Here is an 18,096-nt window from a genome sequence, read left to right on the forward strand (position 1 = left end):
ATAATTTTATATATACTGTTTGTTCTAAATGTTGCAGGAAAAAAGTAATATTACTACCGTATTTATTTTATCACCGAACATTTATTTATGGCAATCCAGGAAATTATTGAACGCTTTGCCCTGCTCCTCATTTCTATAGGGATCATTTATTTTTTTACCAACAGAAATCGTACGGTCAAGTTACATCCTATGGTAAATCTTCTCAGTATCTGCACTTTTTTTATGTGCTACGTATTTACACGTATAGAAGTAAGTGTAGGTATAGGTTTTGGTTTGTTTGCTATATTCTCTATACTGCGCTTTCGAACAGATTCTTTTTCTATTCAGACAACTATTTTCATTTTTGTATCTATTACCTTATCAATGCTAGATATTCTCCTGCCTCTGGACAGAATTATATTTCTTGCAGCAATCAATATGGTAATTGTTTTAGCATTTGTCGGACTTAATTATTTTGAGAAAAAAGATGAATCGTTTAACGATAAAAAATATGCAGATATTATTGTTGGGACAGAAGTATTTCTAGTCCTTGATGAAGAGGCTAAACGAGCATTTGTGCGCGAGAAAACGCACTTCCCATACTTTACCTATCACATCAAAACAATAGATCTAAAGGAAAATAAAGTAGTTGTAAGAGTGTCTTACTAATGAGCTAATCTACATAGGCTCTGACCTGTTTAATATAAAGTTCCCGATCGCTACCCTCTAGCTTAAACTCAATATCCAGAGGCATATTACGGTCGCACATATGATAGGTACGCCACAATCTGTTTATATGCTTTTCAATGAGTAGGGAAGTGTGATAAAGTTGTTGTATTTCCTTATCTTTTAGTATTGCCTTATGGTCATTAATACTAGAGGTTGAACGGTAATCAATACTCAGTTCATGACCCGGAATATTAAAGCTATGTACATAAAATTCATCGCAGGTTACTCCAGAATCGGGGGTGACAACAGAAGCCTCTCCTTTCTGCACGTTTACGGTAATACCCTGATATCGGTCCCGGTATAAATTACGGGTGATGAGAACGCCATTGGCCTGCTCATCAGGGAAAGAGCGGTGAATGAGTACTCCCATAGCGCAGCTCTGGTGATCAATATGGAATAGCTCCCTCTCGTAAAAAGCCCGCTCATTCCATAGGCTGGCCCAAACTTCCAGTATTGCGTTCTGAATTGTTTTGTCAGGATCGTTAAGCACTGCCGATTTAGAATCATACAAACCTGCCCCATTAAACCCTTTAAGGTCCTCAGCATTTGTAGAAGAGCGGAATTTGAAATGAGTAAACTGGCCCTGCTGACTGAGAATATGACTTATATTTTGTATCAAACTACTGTCAATAGCAGTTTGTTTTATGGCTTTTCTTAATTGTTTTAAGGCTTTAGCAATTTGCTCTGTAGAATCTACCGGAATCTGTAGCAAAGCGTCAATCTGCTTATCCAGATGGTTTTTCTGGATATGGTCTTTATAATAATAAAAAGGTATTGCATAGGCATGTTCAGGTGTCTTAAACCCCTTTACCCGCTTCTGAACTATTTTTAACAATGCAAGATTAGAAGCTTTTGAACCGATAATATCTGCCGGATGGCCGGGCAAAGGCATGTTTAGATCCACGATTTGTTGTACTGTGTAGTCCGGCTTTAACACGATCCTTGATACTGGTTGCTCGGGACTGACATTCTTTTGTGTTGCTTGCATTGTATACCCGTTTTCAGATACAATTAGCTCAACTTTCTGTCCTTCTAATGCTGTAAGTGCCGGTTTACTCCATGCAAGTTTATCTGCATACAAGGGTACATTCCGGTTTTTGGCCAGTAATACTAGATGGCTTAACGGTGTTTGTAATTCAGTTATAATAATACCCTTAACTCTTGGTAGTACTTCTGGAGTTGTATTGATCATAATAATTTCATCAGGGCGGGGTTGAAGTTTAGGATATTGCTTCAGATCATATTTTCTGAGTATCCCCACAGCTTTGCCTGTTTCCAGAGTTTGTTCTGTGATATTTTGGAACATGAAATCTGAATATACACAAGGGATTTTTAATTTGCCGTCTTCCTTGAGCTGAATAAGTCGAGGTGTATTTAAGTAGAATTTAAGCCGGTCTTTAAAAAAAGTATGTTGTGCTACTTGCTGGTAGAAGAATTGAATTAACTGGGTATTCATCTCGTCTATAGGTGCTAGCTCAAGAACCCAGTTGTCCTTCTCATTCAGATAGTTAAGGTTTCCCAGCAGCAGTATTCTTGTAGGTTCAGAGTTGTATGAGATGTCATTGAAGTAATTCAGATCGTCAGAAAAGTTCAATACATCATGACAGAAGTTGTGGTGATATTTATATAGTACGCTATTAAAGAAGTATAACTTTTTTTCTGTGTAATCATATACAATCTTTACGGATTTAATGTTGGTAAATTTGTCGGATAATGGCTTTCCTGCCAGTTTTAAAAATGTTTCTTTACTATCCAACTGATGTACATAATTCTTCTGCGCTCTGGCATTTATAATTAAGCTTAGAAAGAGGAACAATATGCATAGTAATCGCAGTCGCATTGTTTATGATAATAAGGTAAGGAACTAAGATAAGGCTAATTTCAGATACAGCCCAGCTTGTGAAATTAATTAATTTTTTGTCGTTTTTACTGCTGACATACCCTTGTCACAGGGCCATTCTACCTTTGTGTTGTAAACATTAAAACCAAATATTATGACACAGCAAACACTGACACAGCCGTCTGTAATCCTGACACCTGAAACATTATTAAAGCACTGGCAGGGACATCGTAACCTGACCCGCAGAGTGATCGAAAAATTCCCGGAACATGAATTATTCCACTTCTCTATCGGCGGCATGCGCACTTTTGCACAACTGGCTACAGAATTGTTGAGTATTGCCGGTCCTTCACTGCAAGCGATTGTAGCGAATGATGAAAATCCGTATACCGAGGAGCGATTTACCTGCAATACCAAAGAGGCTTTATTACAGAAATGGGATGAAGAAACGGAGGTGATCAATACTTATTACGCACAGATTCCTGCAGAGCGCTTCTCAGAAGTCTTTAACCTGTTTGGCCAGTACAAAAATGAGATCATTCAGAGCATCTTTTACTTCATCGATAACGAGAATCACCACAGAGGGCAGGGCTATGTATACCTGAGAGCCCTGAATATTGAACCACCATTCTTCTGGGAAAGATAAGCAGCAACATTTTTCAATACTATTTCACGCAAAAGTCGGGGTGTTTCTACGCCCCGGCTTTTGCGTGGCGTTGTTGAATATTATGTGTCAGGTTAAGCAGGTATGTATTCAGGATTTCAGGAGCAATGACGGTTGCTTTATCCGCAAACATCATCATCCATCGGGAAAAGTGCTGCTCTATATCACCGATCATAAAGGTCATCTCTATACCATCGGCCACTTCCCGCTGAGATACAAAGCCATAGTGCAGTTTGGCCTGGGCAATGTATTTGGCCGTATTGCGGTCCACCACAATAACCACCTTCTCTTTTTCACAGTCCGCATATTCCCTTCGATGCTCCTCCAGTTTGCCATGTTCCCGGCTGAAGGGCTGTTCGGTAATCTGCATAGACAAAATGCGATCGGTACGGAACTGGCGGTAATCTTCCCGCAACAGGCAATAGCCCAGAATATACCAGCTGCTGTATTCGTAGAAAATACCCACCGGCTCAATAACACGCTCAGTCTCGCTATCCGAAAATGCACGGTATTGCATGCGCAGTTGCTTTTGGCTCACGATGCACTCCAGTACCAGCTCCAGCGCATTGGGCACCGTGCTTGGTGCCTGATCTTTACGTGCATGTACCGCAATATTAGATGACACCCCTTCCAGCATTTCCTTTTGCGTACTGCGCAGTACCGATTTTATTTTAGTCATGGCCGATTCATAATGACGGCCAATGCCTTTATCACTGAGTTGCAGCATCAGCTTCTCGGCTGTCACAAAGCTCATCGCTTCCTCTCTGCTGAACATAACTGGTGGCAGACGATAACCCTCCATGATACTATACCCCAGCCCCGGTTCTCCGATCACCGGTACACCAGCTTTTTCCAGGGCCTGTATATCCCGGTAAATGGTACGCAGGCTCACATCAAAGCGCTCGGCCAGGTCACTGGCTTTTACAACTTTCTTGGACTGCAGCTGGATCAGTATCGTAATGATGCGGTTAAATTTCTTAAGGCTTTCGTCGTTCATAGAATCATGCAGATGAGTGAAAATGAATGCTGAAAATTACTTCTTTTTTGTCAATAGCCGGATAACGGTTACATTCGTCCGTAAAAATTATATGCTTATGGAACCCCAGGTTGTCATGCTGGAACCGATACGGATAGGAGGGTACAGTACACAAACATCTTACCTTGTCAATACCATTCCTCAACTGTGGGGACGATTTATGCCACAACGGAAGCAAATACAATTGCCGGCTGATGATAACCTGTATTCTGTTGCTGTTTATCCTGAAGATTTTTTTGAAGGCATGCAACCGGGTAAACTGTTTGAACGCAGAGCGGCAGTACGTATGAACGAAGCAACGGTATTGCTGCCGGATATGGATGAATGGACCATTACGGGTGGCTTGTATGCCGTTTTTCGGCATGTAGGTGCACATACCGATATGAGTACGATTGACTATATTTTCCGGGAATGGTTGCCGCAGAATGGTTTTTATGCGCTGGATGCAAGACCTCATTTCGAGATACTTGGTGCAAAATATAAACAGGGGGATCCTGCCTCGGAAGAAGATATTTATATCCCGGTAAGAAAAAAGTGAGGCACTGTAACAGTGCCTCACTTTTAGTATGTAATTAATTCTTAACTGTGCAGGAAATTTCCGATCAATCTGGAAACCTCTGCTACTGCATGTTCCAGCGTATCGTTGATGACGGAATGGTCAAAATACGGTGCGAAGGCCAACTCTGATGCTGCCTTTTCAACGCGCTCTTCAATAGCTTCCATAGGATCAGTACCTCTTGAAATCAAGCGTTTACGCAATTCTTCAACAGACGGTGCCTGTATGAAAATGGATAAAGCTTGCTGCTTGTATTGTTTTTTTACATTCACAGCACCCTGTACATCTATGTCAAATAAAGGTACGTGATCATCCTGCCAGATACGTTCCAGCTCTGATTTTAGCGTGCCGTAATACTTGCCAGCGTACACCATTTCATATTCAACAAATGCATCGTCTTTGATCTTTTGCTCGAACTCTGCTACCGTCAGGAAATAATAATCCTCACCATCCTTTTCGTTGCCCCTGGGACTGCGTGTACAGGCCGATATAGAGAAGCAGATCTGGGGGAAAGACTTCAGTACTTCTTTAATAATAGTAGACTTGCCCGATCCGGATGGGGCAGTAATAATTAAAATTTTACTCAAAATATAATATGCTTGTCAGTTTAGAAAATGCCCAGGAATTTCTTCTTTTTACGGGTAGATACTAGCTTTTCGATATCGGGAATGGCCTGGTCAGCTGTCAGGTAAGTGCCGATGATTTTGCCATTAGGGTCCAGCAGAAATGCCTGTGGAATAAATTGCACACCGTAGATATCGGCTGCTTCCGATTGCCAGGACTTCAGATCGCTGATGTGGTTTTTCCAGTACAGGCTATCTTTCGCGATAGCTGTGGTCCAGGCTTCTTTATTATTGTCCAGGGATACACTCAGAATATCAAATCCTTTCTTAGCTCCGGTAAAGTTCTTTTTAGAGTAGGTAGTGTAGAACTTAACCAGGCTTGGATTCGCTCTGCGGCATGGGCCACACCAGCTTGCCCAGAAATCTACCAGCACATAACGGCCTTTATTCAGCGATTTCAGGCTGAGGGTCTTGCCCTCAGGATTGCTGAAAGATAACTCAGGAGCCTGATCACCGACTTTTATTTTTTGGTTAGTGTACTGCGCCATCGCTGGTACTGTACTGAATAATAAGAAAGCACAAAGTAATTTTTTTATCATGATTGTATTTGTTTTCAGGGATTAAATATAATTACAAGTATAGGCTGTTATTCATAACAACCTATACTTGGTGGATTATTTCTTGGCGTTCCGTCCATATCCTGGCTGGCCATACCGGAGAAGGTAACACCCGCGCCTTTGGCCGGAGAACCGGTTTTTAAATGATAATCGTTGAAATGCAGGTTATTGGCATTGGTATTTTCAAACAAAGGATCCTGGTTCAGGAGCACACTCTGCTGTGTCACCCATGATGGCAAGGCTGCATTGCTCCTGATCAGGCAGTGGTCCAGGGTCACCTGTGCGGTGAAATCATTTACTTTATTAGGGAAGAACTCGTCCTCCATATTACCATAAACAATACAGTTACGTAAAGTCAGGAACAGGTTACCGCCAATATATTCATTGTTGCCCGTGCTGAGGAAGTTGAGTGCAACCATGCTGAAATGTTTGTCTGTAGCGGTGTTGATCCTGCTGGCAAATCCGGCAATGGTGCAACCGAAGAAGTCATAACGGCCACCTTGTATCAGGGCTACATTCTCTTTGGCACAGGCAAAGAACAGGTTGTTTTCCGATTTAATACTGGAAGCAAATGCCAGTAAGCCATAACCTCCAGAATTGCGTATGGTAGAATTGGTAATAGTCAGTTTCGGAGTGCCATTATTCACCGTATCAGGATCTACCTGCAAGCTGGCATCAGTAATCACATTTTCGCCCAGCATGGTGCTGGCTCCGCCATTTTTCAGCAGCAGGTAATTGATTGTATTGTTATAACTTGTTTTCAAGAGATTGATACCGCCCCATTCACCGCCAACGCCATTGACGAAATCCTCATCATCAAAATAAATCCTGCGGTCTATACGATCACCCTGGAATACTACGCTGTCGTTTTTAGTACCGTTTACCTTGAGCGTACCCTGTACAAAAAGACGCGAATCGGCATGCACATATACTCTTGTACCTGCATTGAGGGTGAGGGTATGTCCTTCTTCCACAAGAGCATTTTTAATGATCACATAAGGCCTGTTCTTTGTCCAGGTCTGCGTTTGCAGTACACTGTCGGTCACATAGATTGCATTCTGCCCGTAAGCCAGTACAGGTAAGGTAAAGTCCTGTCCGTTTACACGTGCCACGATACGGTCCTCTACGATAAACGGGTTGTCGGTATTGGTCGGGTCGATGAATACCGAAGCAAATACATACAGGCTGTCATTGCCTTCTATAGATACATCGGAAACCGATTTTCCGGATACCCCGTTTACATTCAGAAAATATGGAGAGGAACTGCCTCTGAACAGCCGTATAGATTCGATTTTCAGCCTTTCCTTCTCTTTATTGATAATCTTGATACTGCGGGTAGAGGTACCCATTGCCGTAAAGACGGTATCAAACAGCAGGGTATCCTGCGAGAATGCAATAGTGCCGCCATTGGTGCGGAAATTGTCCCTGCGGATACAGGAGCTATTGTACAACCAAAGCCATGCAGTGATGCAGAGCAGTAAAGGGAAACTATATTTTTTGATCAGCGACATGAATATTCAGGTAATATGTGATTTACTATTGATAAACGCAAATATAGGACTTCTAATTATGTATACTAAAACCGGTATCCCCTCAGAAAGTCCGCTACAGGCATCTTTTTCTTACCTTCGTACTGCACTTCAGTACAAGACAACCAACCGTCAGGTGTTGCAAATCTCAGGTAAGTCTTACCGTCGCTGTCTGTAGTACCCGGTGCAACCTCATGTACCGCCGTTTCTGCAGTAGCGCTGAAGATCTTCAGCTGCTTGTCGCCAAGCGTGGTAAATGCCGTCGGTACAGGTGCCAGTCCCCGGATCAGGTTATGAATAGCCATAACCGGTTGGTTCCAGTCAATGCGACAGGTTTCTTTGAATATTTTCGGGGCATGCGTCTCTTTATCTACCAGGTGCTGTGGCTGCTCCTTAATGCCGCCTTCCATCAATCCGTTAATCGTAGTGACCAGGAGTTGTGCACCGGCCTGCATTAATTTGTAATACATTGTTCCGAAATTATCTTCCGGTAAGATGGCTTCTTTATGTTGCAGCAGGATGTCTCCTGTATCAATCTCATGTTTCAGTTGGAAAGTCGTTACTCCGGTTTCTGTCTCTCCGTTGATGATAGCCCAGTTGATTGGTGCGGCACCACGGTAATAGGGCAATAAGGAGCCATGCACATTGATGGTGCCCATAGGAGGCATATTCCATACCGCTTCCGGCAACATGCGGAAGGCTACAATAACCTGCAGGTCTGCATTGTAGCTGCGTAATGCAGCAAGGAATTCAGGATTTTTCAGTCTTTCCGGCTGCAATACCGGAATGTCCTGGCTTACGGCATATTCTTTCACGGCTGATGCTTTCAGCTGCATGCCTCTGCCAGCCGGCTTGTCCGGTGCGGTAACAACAGCAACTACCCGGAATCCGTTTTCTACCAATGCCTGTAAAGAAGCTACGGCAAAATCCGGTGTGCCCAGGAAAACAATCTTTATTTGTTCCTTATTCAACATGTTGCGAAGTTACTGAAAATGAGGCAGAGCACACAGCAGCGCGCGTCTCTGAAGTAAAAAGTGAAAATCCAGGAGAGAAAAACGGGATTTGTGAGGCTGAAAAGTGGAGCTTATCTTGAAACCGTTGCCGATTGAAAGGATAATATTATTTTTGCAGGATGCCACAAAAAGTAGACATCAGGGTAAGCCCGCAAATGGCCCAGGACGAGGAGCAGTTTAAAAAAGCATTGGCACAGAAGCTTAATGTTGCCCCCCGTCGTATAAATGCATACCAGATCTTACGCCGTTCGATTGATGCGCGCAGCCGCAATATCGTGGTGCAGATGCAGGTCAATGTATTTGTAGAGGAGCCGTTTCAGGATGCTTATGCTTTTAGCCCGGCATTGCAGAAGGTAGAGCATGCCCGTCCGGTAATAGTCGCCGGAGCCGGACCTGCAGGCCTTTTTGCAGGATTACAATTAATAGAAAAGGGCCTGAGGCCGATCATAGTAGAACGGGGTAAAGATGTGCGTAACCGCCGCCGTGACCTTGCCGCTATGAATAAACAGGGAATCGTAAATCCCGAATCGAATTACTGTTTCGGTGAGGGTGGGGCCGGTACCTATAGTGACGGTAAGCTGTATACCCGTTCGAATAAACGAGGCAGCATTTACCGCAGCCTGCAGTGGTTTCACTACTTCGGTGCTACAGAGAAAATCCTGTACGAAGCCCATCCGCATATCGGTACCAACAAATTGCCGCATATCATCGTAGCCATGAGAGAGGCCATAGAAGCCTGTGGCGGACTGGTGTTGTTCGATACCAAAGTGACTGACCTGGTGCTGGAGGGAGATACACTGAAGGGGGTAATGGTTAATGAAAATGAACAGATCCTGGCCGATGCGCTGATACTGGCCACCGGACACTCTGCCCGTGATATATTTGAATTACTGCACCGTAAAAATATTAATATTGAAAGCAAGCCTTTCGCTTTAGGTGTGCGGATCGAGCACCAGCAGGCGCTGATCGACGCTACACAATATCATTGCCCGGTAGATCAGCCTCGGAGCGAATACCTGCCTCCTGCCTCCTATGGGCTCGTGAGCCAGGAGCTGGATCGTGGTGTGTTTTCGTTCTGTATGTGTCCCGGAGGTATTATAGCCCCGGCCAGTACGACAGAGGGTGAGCTGGTGGTGAACGGATGGTCTCCGTCCAAACGGGACGGGACTTTTGCCAACTCCGGTATGGTAGTAACTGTAGACGAGCAGGACTTTGCCCGTTACGGATTCACCGGACCACTGGCAGGTATGCAGTTTCAGCAAATGGTAGAGCGTAAAGCCTGGCAAGCCGGTGGCGGAAAGCTGGTGGCCCCTGCACAGCGCATGACTGATTTTGTACGCAATAAAGTGTCCAATACGCTGCTGGATTGCAGTTACCTTCCGGGTACCAACAGTGCCCTGATGAGTGAGATTCTGCCTGAAGAAGTATACAATTCTATGGCCAAGGCATTTGTCAGCTTCGGGAAAAAGATGAAAGGCTATTATACAGAAAATGCCATGATACTGGCTACAGAATCCCGTACCTCAAGCCCGGTGCGTATTCCAAGAAATGAGGATAGTCTGCAGCATCCACAGATCAAAGGATTATTTCCTTGTGCAGAAGGAGCTGGTTATGCCGGTGGTATTATCTCTGCTGCAATGGATGGAGAGAAGGTGGCCGGCAAGGTCTGGGAATATTACCAGGATTAAACTATTGAAGCAACATAAAACATTAGCGGCCCCAAACTTTGGGGCCGCTAATGTTTTTATACAACCATTGCGGACAAAAACGGAACATTGTATTCCGGTATGGAGAATGTGTTTCCGGAAAATGGAATATATAATAGTGTTTTGTTGTTGTAAGGGTCTGATTTTCAATTGTTATTTGTTTTGGCACGCTATTGGCATATATCATAATTGTAATCAGTAGTGAACTTTACAGATTTTAGTATAAGGGTTAATTATAGTTATAGTATGAAGTAATTTTTTTAGTATTCTTCTTTACAGAATCAGACGGAGCTGTATGATTTGTAACAAAATATTTTGGGAAAGACCATAACATAGAGGAGTAAATGCAAAAAGCGCCGGAGTGTCTACTCCGGCGTTTATTTTTTTGTACTGTCTGGGCTTCGTATTTCGGTTTTACCAGAACTTACTTAACTTATCCCGGTAAAGTCGGATGAAACTTGAGGATATTAGTGGCCCTTAAAAAAAACAGGCATAAATTATTTCTTTGTTTTTCAATTATAGTTATTTGCTACCTTTTGCCTTGATGCAAAAGGTACCGCCAAAAAATCAAGGCTGTATAAATCCCTGGCTAAAAATCAATGTGTCGGTCGGTCGCAAACCAGACTCGCTGCGCTCAGACAGTGGTTTCCGACTTTATCGACCGAGCCAATGATTTTCTTAACGCCGGATTTATAAGGCCATTTTGAGCGATCTGTACTTGTACGGATCGCTTGTTGTTTTCATCACAGCGATAGCCATTTTTGTTGGAGATGCGATCGTTGAGCACCGAACGCTTCACACGTTAAGCTCAAACGATCAGTGCACGCAACGATACAAAATGGTAGTGCTCTGGAATCGCATTTGATAAAAACAAAGGCATTTGTTGTCCTATTGTTGCCGGACAAAAGGACGAATAAAATAGTAGCCTACATGCGGATAGTCCGTAAATATTAATTGCTTTTTCTTAGTACAAAGATCAGGTTACTGGTACGTTTGGTATTATCAATCACCTGTACACTCATACCTTTTGCTACGGCCCATGCTTCGATAGATTGCTGGCTGAGGAAATGAAGTTCGTTCTGCGTTTTATTAAATCCGATAATCTGCGTAGAATATTTTTCAGTTTGTTCTGTTCCTTTATGTCGTTCCGACAGTTCTGTTACCCCGTCGCGGATGATCAGCATACCCTCCGCATTCAGTGCGGCATAGCAGCGATCCAGTAAGGCCTCTTGCTGTTCTGGTAACAGGTAGTGCAGTACATCACTGATGATAATGCCATCACAAGCATTCAGTGTATACTGGTTCAGGTCTGCATGCTCGAAGCGGATGCGTTCTGGGTCACGTTTGTAATTATGCTGCGCTGTTACGATTTTGTCCTCATCATAATCAACACCGGTAAATATTCTGTCATTGGCTGCCCAGTGCAGCATGTAGCTCATAAAACCATAGCCGCAGCCAAGGTCATAAAAGGTTCCGGTGCGAGGCAGTAAATTGTGAAATACCTCGTAATTGCCTTCCAGCTTGCTTTTAATGCGGCAGTACCATTCTACTACAGGTCCTTTGTAGGTATAACTTCGGATCAGCTGTTCACGGAAGTAAGACGGTGTTTCGTTTTTGATTTTTTCCTGTTCAAATTCGGCTTTGAAAAAACGAGAAATGCTTTTGCTGCGTTCTTTAACCGTTTCGCCCCAGCTTCGGTCTTCGTAACGGATAGGGGCCAGGCCCAGTACACGGCAGGTGCCATCTTTCAGCAGAAAATCACCTTTCTGCATGGAGTAATGCACTCCATGTAAAATGATCGGCACAATATCCAGTTTTAATTCCTCTGCAATGTAAAATGCTCCTTTATGGAAGCGGCCCATTTTATCCGTTTTTGAACGGGTGCCTTCGGGGAATACCACAATGCCGTAGCCCCTGTCAATAAGGCTTTGAAGCGGGGCAATACTCTCTTCGGCACCGTCTGCCACCGGGTAATACTCTGCCATACGCACCACTGCACCAAAAATAGGGGAGTGATAGGTCCATTTATTGGTCAGTAAAACCAGCTTAGGATGCAGCATGGTAGTGATCAGGATATCCAGGAAGGAGCTGTGGTTAGCGATATATACCGCAGGCTTGTCGAAATTGATATCCGGGTGAAAGCGAACAATTTTTGTGAGATTGGTCATGATATACATGACACTGCGGGTATATTTACTCAGGAATGCATGGAATACATATTTACCCCGGCGTTTACCTATAATGTTCAATTTGATCAGAAAGAAGCCGGAGATGCTCACAATAATACATCCCAGCACAAAATAAGAAAAGGAAAATACAGACTTGGCAAGGCTCCATAGCGTAAAAGGCATAAAGCCTTTATCAGCCCGCTTCTGGATCAGGAAATTGAACAGGAAAGGTTGTAATACCTGTGCAATAAATACCACACAGACCAGCCCGACTACAGAGATCAGCGCAATGGATTGCAGTGCCGGATGTTTTGCAAAAATCAGTGTGCCCAGTCCGGTAACGGTAGTGAGTACAGAGAGGTATACCGCAGAGCGGGCAGAACGGATATGGTTCTTGCCGGTACGGTATTTTTCCATAAGGCTGTCCATCATGAAAATGCTGTAATCATCTCCCAGACCGAAGAGCAGGGTAGCGATGATGATGTTGACAATATTGAAACTGATGCCCAGCAGCGACATGATGCCTAATATCCATACCCAGGAAATAGCCATAGGCAGGAAGGAGATCAGTGCCAGTTCTATACGTCCGTAAGCGATCAGCAGTGCCAGGAATACCAGGCTCCCGGAGATCAGCAGTATTTTATTAAAATCATTCTGGAGCAGATCCAGTAAGCGTTCTGAGACAGACTGACGATCGGTTACCGTAATGTTTTTCTGCTGCCCTAATGTTTGAAGTACTTCTTTCCGGTGTTCCGGTGCCACTTTAAGGGTAGCGATGGTAAAGTATTTACCATTATCCTCGGCATAAGAACTGGGTAATATGCTTTTGAAGAAGCTGATCGTTGTGGTATCAAAAGGCGTATAGGTTTGGGTAAGGGTTTGCTCCAGTCCGTCAAATGCATCTGCACTGAAGCCTGCATTTGCGCTTTCTGTGCGTACCGTTTCCGTAACGGCTTTTACTTTTTCCGGTGTCCAGTATGCCTGCCAGCGGGCAATGCGTTTTTGTTGCTCTGCTTCAGAAGGCAGTATACTTACAGGGTTAATTGTTTTGCGGATAGCGCCTTTTTGCGCCAGTTGCTGCAGACTATTTACCTGTGCTTCCAGGGTACGGGAAGAGGCCTCCGCTGTTGCTCCTTCTGCCACCAGGAATACCGAACTCAGAGCAAAGGCATTGTCTTTATTCAGCGATTCCTGAGCCGCCTGTAATTTCGGGCTCATATAGTTCAGCTTCATCAGGTCTCCGTCAAACTGTACTTTCTTGGCAAAGATCCATAAGACCGGTGTCAGCAGGATCACCAGTGCCAGTAACCATTTATTGCCTTCCGGACGCAGGTTGGCCAGCTTGTCAATCAGGTTTTCTTTGGGAGCAGTTGCCGGTTTTTCTTTAGGACTAAGGTGCGGCAGGAAGATGAGGGTAAATAAAGAGGCGCCTAACAGGCTGAATGCAGCAAATGTACCCAGGTCTTTCAGAAGAGGGGCATGTGCAAAGCGCAGGGCAAAGAAAGCGCCTATGGTGGTAATCGCACCCAGTGTCAGCGGGGCGGTCAGGCTTTTTACATTCTCTCTCCGGTCCGGATGCGTACGGGCATGGCTCATAAAGTGCACCGAGAAGTCGACGGCAATACCCAGTATAATGGCACCGGCACCAATCGCGATAATGGAAACCGTTCCCTGGATTAATGCTGTAGCCGCCAGTCCCAATAAGGCTCCGAAGGCTACCGGTATAATGATAATCAGCGGGGTACGCTTTCTGCGGAATACATAATAGGTGAGGGCGAGTAAGAGTATAATGGTAATGCTTAAAGTCAGTATCGTATCGCGCTGCATCTGGTCTGCATTGGCAGCGGCAACGGCCACACCCCCGAAATATTCGGTTTTAATACCCGGATGCTGTTGTTGGAAACCAGATATGATTTTATCCAGCTCCCGGATGAACTGTTTATTCTTTCCGGTTTCGCCTGAAGCATATCGGGGGGTAAGGAAGAACGTTAGTTTGCTTAAGGTACTATTAAATATATATCCGTTGTACAATTCGTAATTGGGATCAAAGCTCAGGGCCTGCATTTTGGCAAAGGCCAGGGGCATCATGCCTACAGGATCGGCAGCAATCCAGTTTTTGGCCACCATGCCGGCAGGGGAGAGCAGGAGTTTGTGTTGCTGGTCCAGGCTGCTGCGCAATTGTGCCGGTTGTGTAAGGCTGTCTATTCTTTTATAGTCCTCCTCTGTCAGGAACAGGGGCAGGTACTGCATGGCCAGGTCAGAAAATTGTTGCTCCTTGTTATCATCATTGCGGCTCTGGATGCTACTGATGTACTGCGGCTGTAATGCACTGAGTTTACTTTCCAATGCTTCCTGTAAGGCAATCAGGCTATCCGGGTTTTGCAGGCTTGTATCCGTAAAGTGCATGGTAAAGACCAGTTGCTCGCCGGTCTTTGTCTTATTCAGGATCTGGCTCATGGCCTCTATACGGGTATCATGAGGTATCATTTTATTTATATCATTCTCAAAACGAATGCGGCTGGCACCGAAACCAATGAGTGTAAAACAAAAGCACAGCAATATCCAGTAGGCGCTGCGGTGCTTCTGGAAGTAGTCGAAAATATGTAGAAAAATGTTTTGCATGATGTCAAGGCGGCAAAAATAATTGTATTATCTGAAATCAATAAGTATTGATGCTTAATAATTAAAATATGATAATGTGTACAACTATTTTTTTATCTGCTCGCCTGCTTTGTTACTTTTGTGCTCCAAAATTCGGAAAATTAAGAGATGTCGCATTATCGTTTTATTGCAGTTGAAGGGAATATAGGTTCGGGGAAAACGACACTGGCAAAACGCCTGGCCACACATTATAATGCCGAGCTGGTGCTGGAAACTTTTTCTGAAAATCCGTTTATCTCTTCCTTCTACGAAAATCAGGCACAATATGCATTGCCGGTTGAGCTGCACTTCCTGCTGGACCGATTTGAACAGTTACGTAAACTGGACGCAGACGCGCCGATGATTGTTGCAGATTACTTATATGGAAAATCCAATCTGTTTGCCGGAGTGACGCTAACGCAACACGAGATGGAATTGTTTAAACGGGTAATGGATAACCTCAAACCACCGGTAATGAAACCGGATCTGCTCATCTACCTCCATGCTTCTATCAGTAAATTAAAGCAGAACATACAGAAACGCGGACGTAGTTACGAACAGCATATCAGTACTGAATACCTGGAGAAGGTACAGAATGCCTACCAGCCTTTCCTGAAGCAACATTCTAAAGTCCTGATGGTGGAGATGAACAATGTTGATTTTGAAAGTGATGAACATTTTAACGAGCTGGTGCAGTTCCTCGAAAAGGATTACGATTTCGAACACCACTTTTTCACTGTTCAGTAAAAATATACTTATCCCCCTTTCTGGGGGATTTTTGTTTTAATGCTTTTATGCCTGCGAAAAGCGTTGTAAATTGCGTTGATTTCTATTTTAAATCTAATCAAGAATAATGAAGAAAATTTTATTATCCTTTGCCGCTGCCTGTACTTTGTTCAGTGCGCGAGCTGATGAGGGGATGTGGATCCCTATGCTGATCGGTAAAAATATCGATTCTATGAAAGCTAAGGGTTTCCGTCTGTCTGCTGAAGACGTATACAGCATTAACCAGGCCAGCCTGAAAGATGCCATTGTGCATTTCGGAGGCGGTTGTACCGGAGAGATTATCTCTGCGAGTGGTTTGCTGATCACTAACCACCACTGTGGTTATGGTAATATTGCTGACCTGAGTACTGTTGATAAAAACTACCTGGAAGACGGTTTCTGGGCTAAGTCTATGGATCAGGAATTACCAGCTGCAGGGCTGAGTGTGAAATTCCTGGTACGCATGGAAGATGTGACAGAGAAAGTTGTAGCTGCTCAGAAGAAAGCAAAGAAAACCGATAAAATCTTAGAAGATATCACTGCCGAAGCAAACGAAGGTGGTAAATATGCGTCACAAATCTCTTCTTACTTTGGCGGTAACCAATACTTCCTGCTGGTGTATGAAGTATTTACTGATGTGCGCCTGGTAGGTACCCCTCCTAAATCTTTAGGTAAATATGGTGGTGATACCGATAACTGGATGTGGCCTCGCCATACTGCGGATTTCTCTATGTTCCGTGTGTATGCCAACAAGGATAACAAACCAGCTAAATACTCTAAAGATAACGTTCCATACAAGCCTAAAAAATTCTTACCGGTAAATATCCAGGGTGTAGAAAATACAGACTATGCTATGGTTATGGGTTATCCTGGTCGTACGAACCGTTATGAAACTTCTTACGGTGTAGATATGTCGATCAATGAAGTGAACCCTTCTATCGTGGAGCTGCGTGATGCCCGTCTGGCTATTATGCGCAAATATATGCGTCAGGATAAAGCAATTAACCTGAAACTGGCTTCCAGCTATGCAAGCATTGCGAACTACTGGAAATATTATATCGGTCAGACAGAACAGCTTAAACGCCTGAATGTAATTGCAGACAAGCAAAAGAACGAAGCAGCATTCACCGAATGGGCTGCAAAAAACCGTCCGGGTTATAAAAATATCATGGCAGATTTCGGTAAGATCTATGCGGCTTACCGCCCTTACGCGAAACAAAACGTATACCTGTCAGAAGGTATTTCAGCTCCGGTACTGGCTAAGCTGGCTGCCAGAGCAAACAGCGTACTGAAGGTGATTGAAACCGGTAAAAAAGAAGACATTACTAAAGCGGTAAATGGTCTGAAATCTTACCGTAACAGCCTGATGGAAGATTATGTTGCTCAAGTTGACCAGGAGATCCTGGCTAAAACTATGGAGATGTATTATATGGAGATTCCTGCAAGCCAGCAGCCGACTATCTATAATTCGGTTATCTTCAAGAAATTTGACAGCAACAAGCCTGCTGAAGCATTCAAAAACTATGCGCAGTACCTGGCAGATAACACCATTTTACTGGACAACAAGAAATTTGATTTCTTCGTAACCAATCCGAATGCGGATGTGCTGAAAAATGATCCAGCTGTACAATACATGGGTAGCTTCATGGACAACCAAGATAAAAACTTTAAAGAGAAACTGGAAACATACCAACTGGCTAAAGCTAAACTTGCTAAAGATTATATCGATGGCCTGATGAAAATGCAACCAGAAAAAGCATGGTCTCCGGATGCGAACTCTACTATGCGTGTAACCTACGGTTCTGTTGGTGGTTATAACCCTCAGGATGCAGTTACCTATAATTACTATTCAACTATCGATGGTCTGATGGCTAAGTACAAACCAAATGACTATGAGTTTGACCTGCCTAAAGAATTTATCAATTTATACAATGATAAAAACTACGGTGAGTATGCGAATGCGAATGGTACAATCGTAACCTGTTTTATTACTAATAATGATATTACCGGTGGTAACAGCGGTAGTCCGGTGATCAACAAGAACGGAGAGCTGATCGGTCTGGCATTTGACGGTAACTGGGAAGCGATGAGCGGTGATATCGCTTTCGACAAACAATACAAAAGAACGATCGTTGTAGATTCACGTTTCGTACTGTTTATCATTGATAAACTGGGTGGCGCGAAAAACCTGATCGAAGAAATGCAGGTCGTAAAATAAGCTTGCAGCCATATACAATGCTACGATCATTATCGGTCGTAGCATTTTGTTTTTATCATTATTCAGAAAGATT

The 18,096-nt window shown here is 43.8% G+C and carries 13 protein-coding genes; 6 read left to right on the forward strand and 7 right to left on the reverse strand.

The window, feature by feature from the left end; genetic code table 11:
* Positions 1–87: 87 nt before the first annotated feature.
* Entirely contained in the window at positions 88–648 is a 561-nt protein-coding gene (locus EMP01_RS07870; RefSeq protein ID WP_129020961.1) for a DUF4956 domain-containing protein, read from the forward strand.
* Positions 649–652: 4 nt separating this feature from the next.
* Here EMP01_RS07870 and EMP01_RS07875 read toward each other — a convergent pair whose 3' ends face one another.
* Entirely contained in the window at positions 653–2,464 is a 1,812-nt protein-coding gene (locus tag EMP01_RS07875; RefSeq protein ID WP_161971257.1) for a PEP/pyruvate-binding domain-containing protein, read from the reverse strand.
* 238 nt (positions 2,465–2,702) lie between these two features.
* Here EMP01_RS07875 and EMP01_RS07880 point away from each other — a divergent pair, with 238 nt between their 5' ends.
* Positions 2,703–3,194: a DinB family protein gene (locus EMP01_RS07880; RefSeq protein WP_129020963.1), complete on the forward strand. Its 492-nt coding sequence runs from the start codon at positions 2,703–2,705 to the stop codon at positions 3,192–3,194.
* A 46-nt stretch (positions 3,195–3,240) separates the two neighbouring features.
* On the opposite strand, the gene EMP01_RS07885 is transcribed toward EMP01_RS07880, so the two are convergent.
* On the reverse strand, positions 3,241–4,209 hold the full coding sequence (locus EMP01_RS07885; protein ID WP_129020964.1) for a helix-turn-helix transcriptional regulator: 969 nt from the start codon (positions 4,207–4,209) through the stop codon (positions 3,241–3,243).
* A gap of 97 nt (positions 4,210–4,306) precedes the next feature.
* Here EMP01_RS07885 and EMP01_RS07890 point away from each other — a divergent pair, with 97 nt between their 5' ends.
* Complete coding sequence (locus tag EMP01_RS07890) at positions 4,307–4,786, forward strand: GyrI-like domain-containing protein (RefSeq protein ID WP_161971259.1); 480 nt, start codon at positions 4,307–4,309, stop codon at positions 4,784–4,786.
* A 41-nt stretch (positions 4,787–4,827) separates the two neighbouring features.
* On the opposite strand, the gene gmk is transcribed toward EMP01_RS07890, so the two are convergent.
* The 4 genes from gmk to fmt all read right to left on the reverse strand — a co-directional run bounded on the left by gmk (position 4,828) and on the right by fmt (position 8,487).
* Positions 4,828–5,391, reverse strand: coding sequence for a guanylate kinase (gene gmk, locus EMP01_RS07895; RefSeq protein ID WP_129020966.1), 564 nt, complete (start codon positions 5,389–5,391; stop codon positions 4,828–4,830).
* A 20-nt stretch (positions 5,392–5,411) separates the two neighbouring features.
* Positions 5,412–5,966 (reverse strand): TlpA family protein disulfide reductase, encoded by a 555-nt coding sequence (locus tag EMP01_RS07900; protein WP_129020967.1) that lies wholly within the window; start codon positions 5,964–5,966, stop codon positions 5,412–5,414.
* A gap of 47 nt (positions 5,967–6,013) precedes the next feature.
* Positions 6,014–7,495, reverse strand: coding sequence for a hypothetical protein (locus EMP01_RS07905; protein ID WP_129020968.1), 1,482 nt, complete (start codon positions 7,493–7,495; stop codon positions 6,014–6,016).
* Between the two features lie 65 nt (positions 7,496–7,560).
* On the reverse strand, positions 7,561–8,487 hold the full coding sequence (gene fmt / locus EMP01_RS07910; RefSeq protein ID WP_129020969.1) for a methionyl-tRNA formyltransferase: 927 nt from the start codon (positions 8,485–8,487) through the stop codon (positions 7,561–7,563).
* A 158-nt stretch (positions 8,488–8,645) separates the two neighbouring features.
* Between fmt and EMP01_RS07915 the strand changes: the two genes are divergently transcribed.
* Entirely contained in the window at positions 8,646–10,214 is a 1,569-nt protein-coding gene (locus tag EMP01_RS07915; protein WP_129020970.1) for an NAD(P)/FAD-dependent oxidoreductase, read from the forward strand.
* Between the two features lie 968 nt (positions 10,215–11,182).
* Here EMP01_RS07915 and EMP01_RS07920 read toward each other — a convergent pair.
* Entirely contained in the window at positions 11,183–15,022 is a 3,840-nt protein-coding gene (locus EMP01_RS07920) for a trifunctional MMPL family transporter/lysophospholipid acyltransferase/class I SAM-dependent methyltransferase (RefSeq protein WP_129020971.1), read from the reverse strand.
* Positions 15,023–15,169: 147 nt separating this feature from the next.
* Here EMP01_RS07920 and EMP01_RS07925 point away from each other — a divergent pair, with 147 nt between their 5' ends.
* Positions 15,170–15,787 carry a deoxynucleoside kinase gene (locus EMP01_RS07925; protein WP_129020972.1) on the forward strand — a complete coding sequence of 206 codons (618 nt, stop codon included), beginning with the start codon at positions 15,170–15,172 and terminating at the stop codon, positions 15,785–15,787.
* A 106-nt stretch (positions 15,788–15,893) separates the two neighbouring features.
* Positions 15,894–18,023, forward strand: coding sequence for a S46 family peptidase (locus tag EMP01_RS07930; RefSeq protein ID WP_129020973.1), 2,130 nt, complete (start codon positions 15,894–15,896; stop codon positions 18,021–18,023).
* Positions 18,024–18,096 lie beyond the last annotated feature (73 nt).

It is taken from the genome of Edaphocola flava, assembly GCF_004118155.1.
Classification (GTDB): domain Bacteria; phylum Bacteroidota; class Bacteroidia; order Chitinophagales; family Chitinophagaceae; genus Edaphocola; species Edaphocola flava.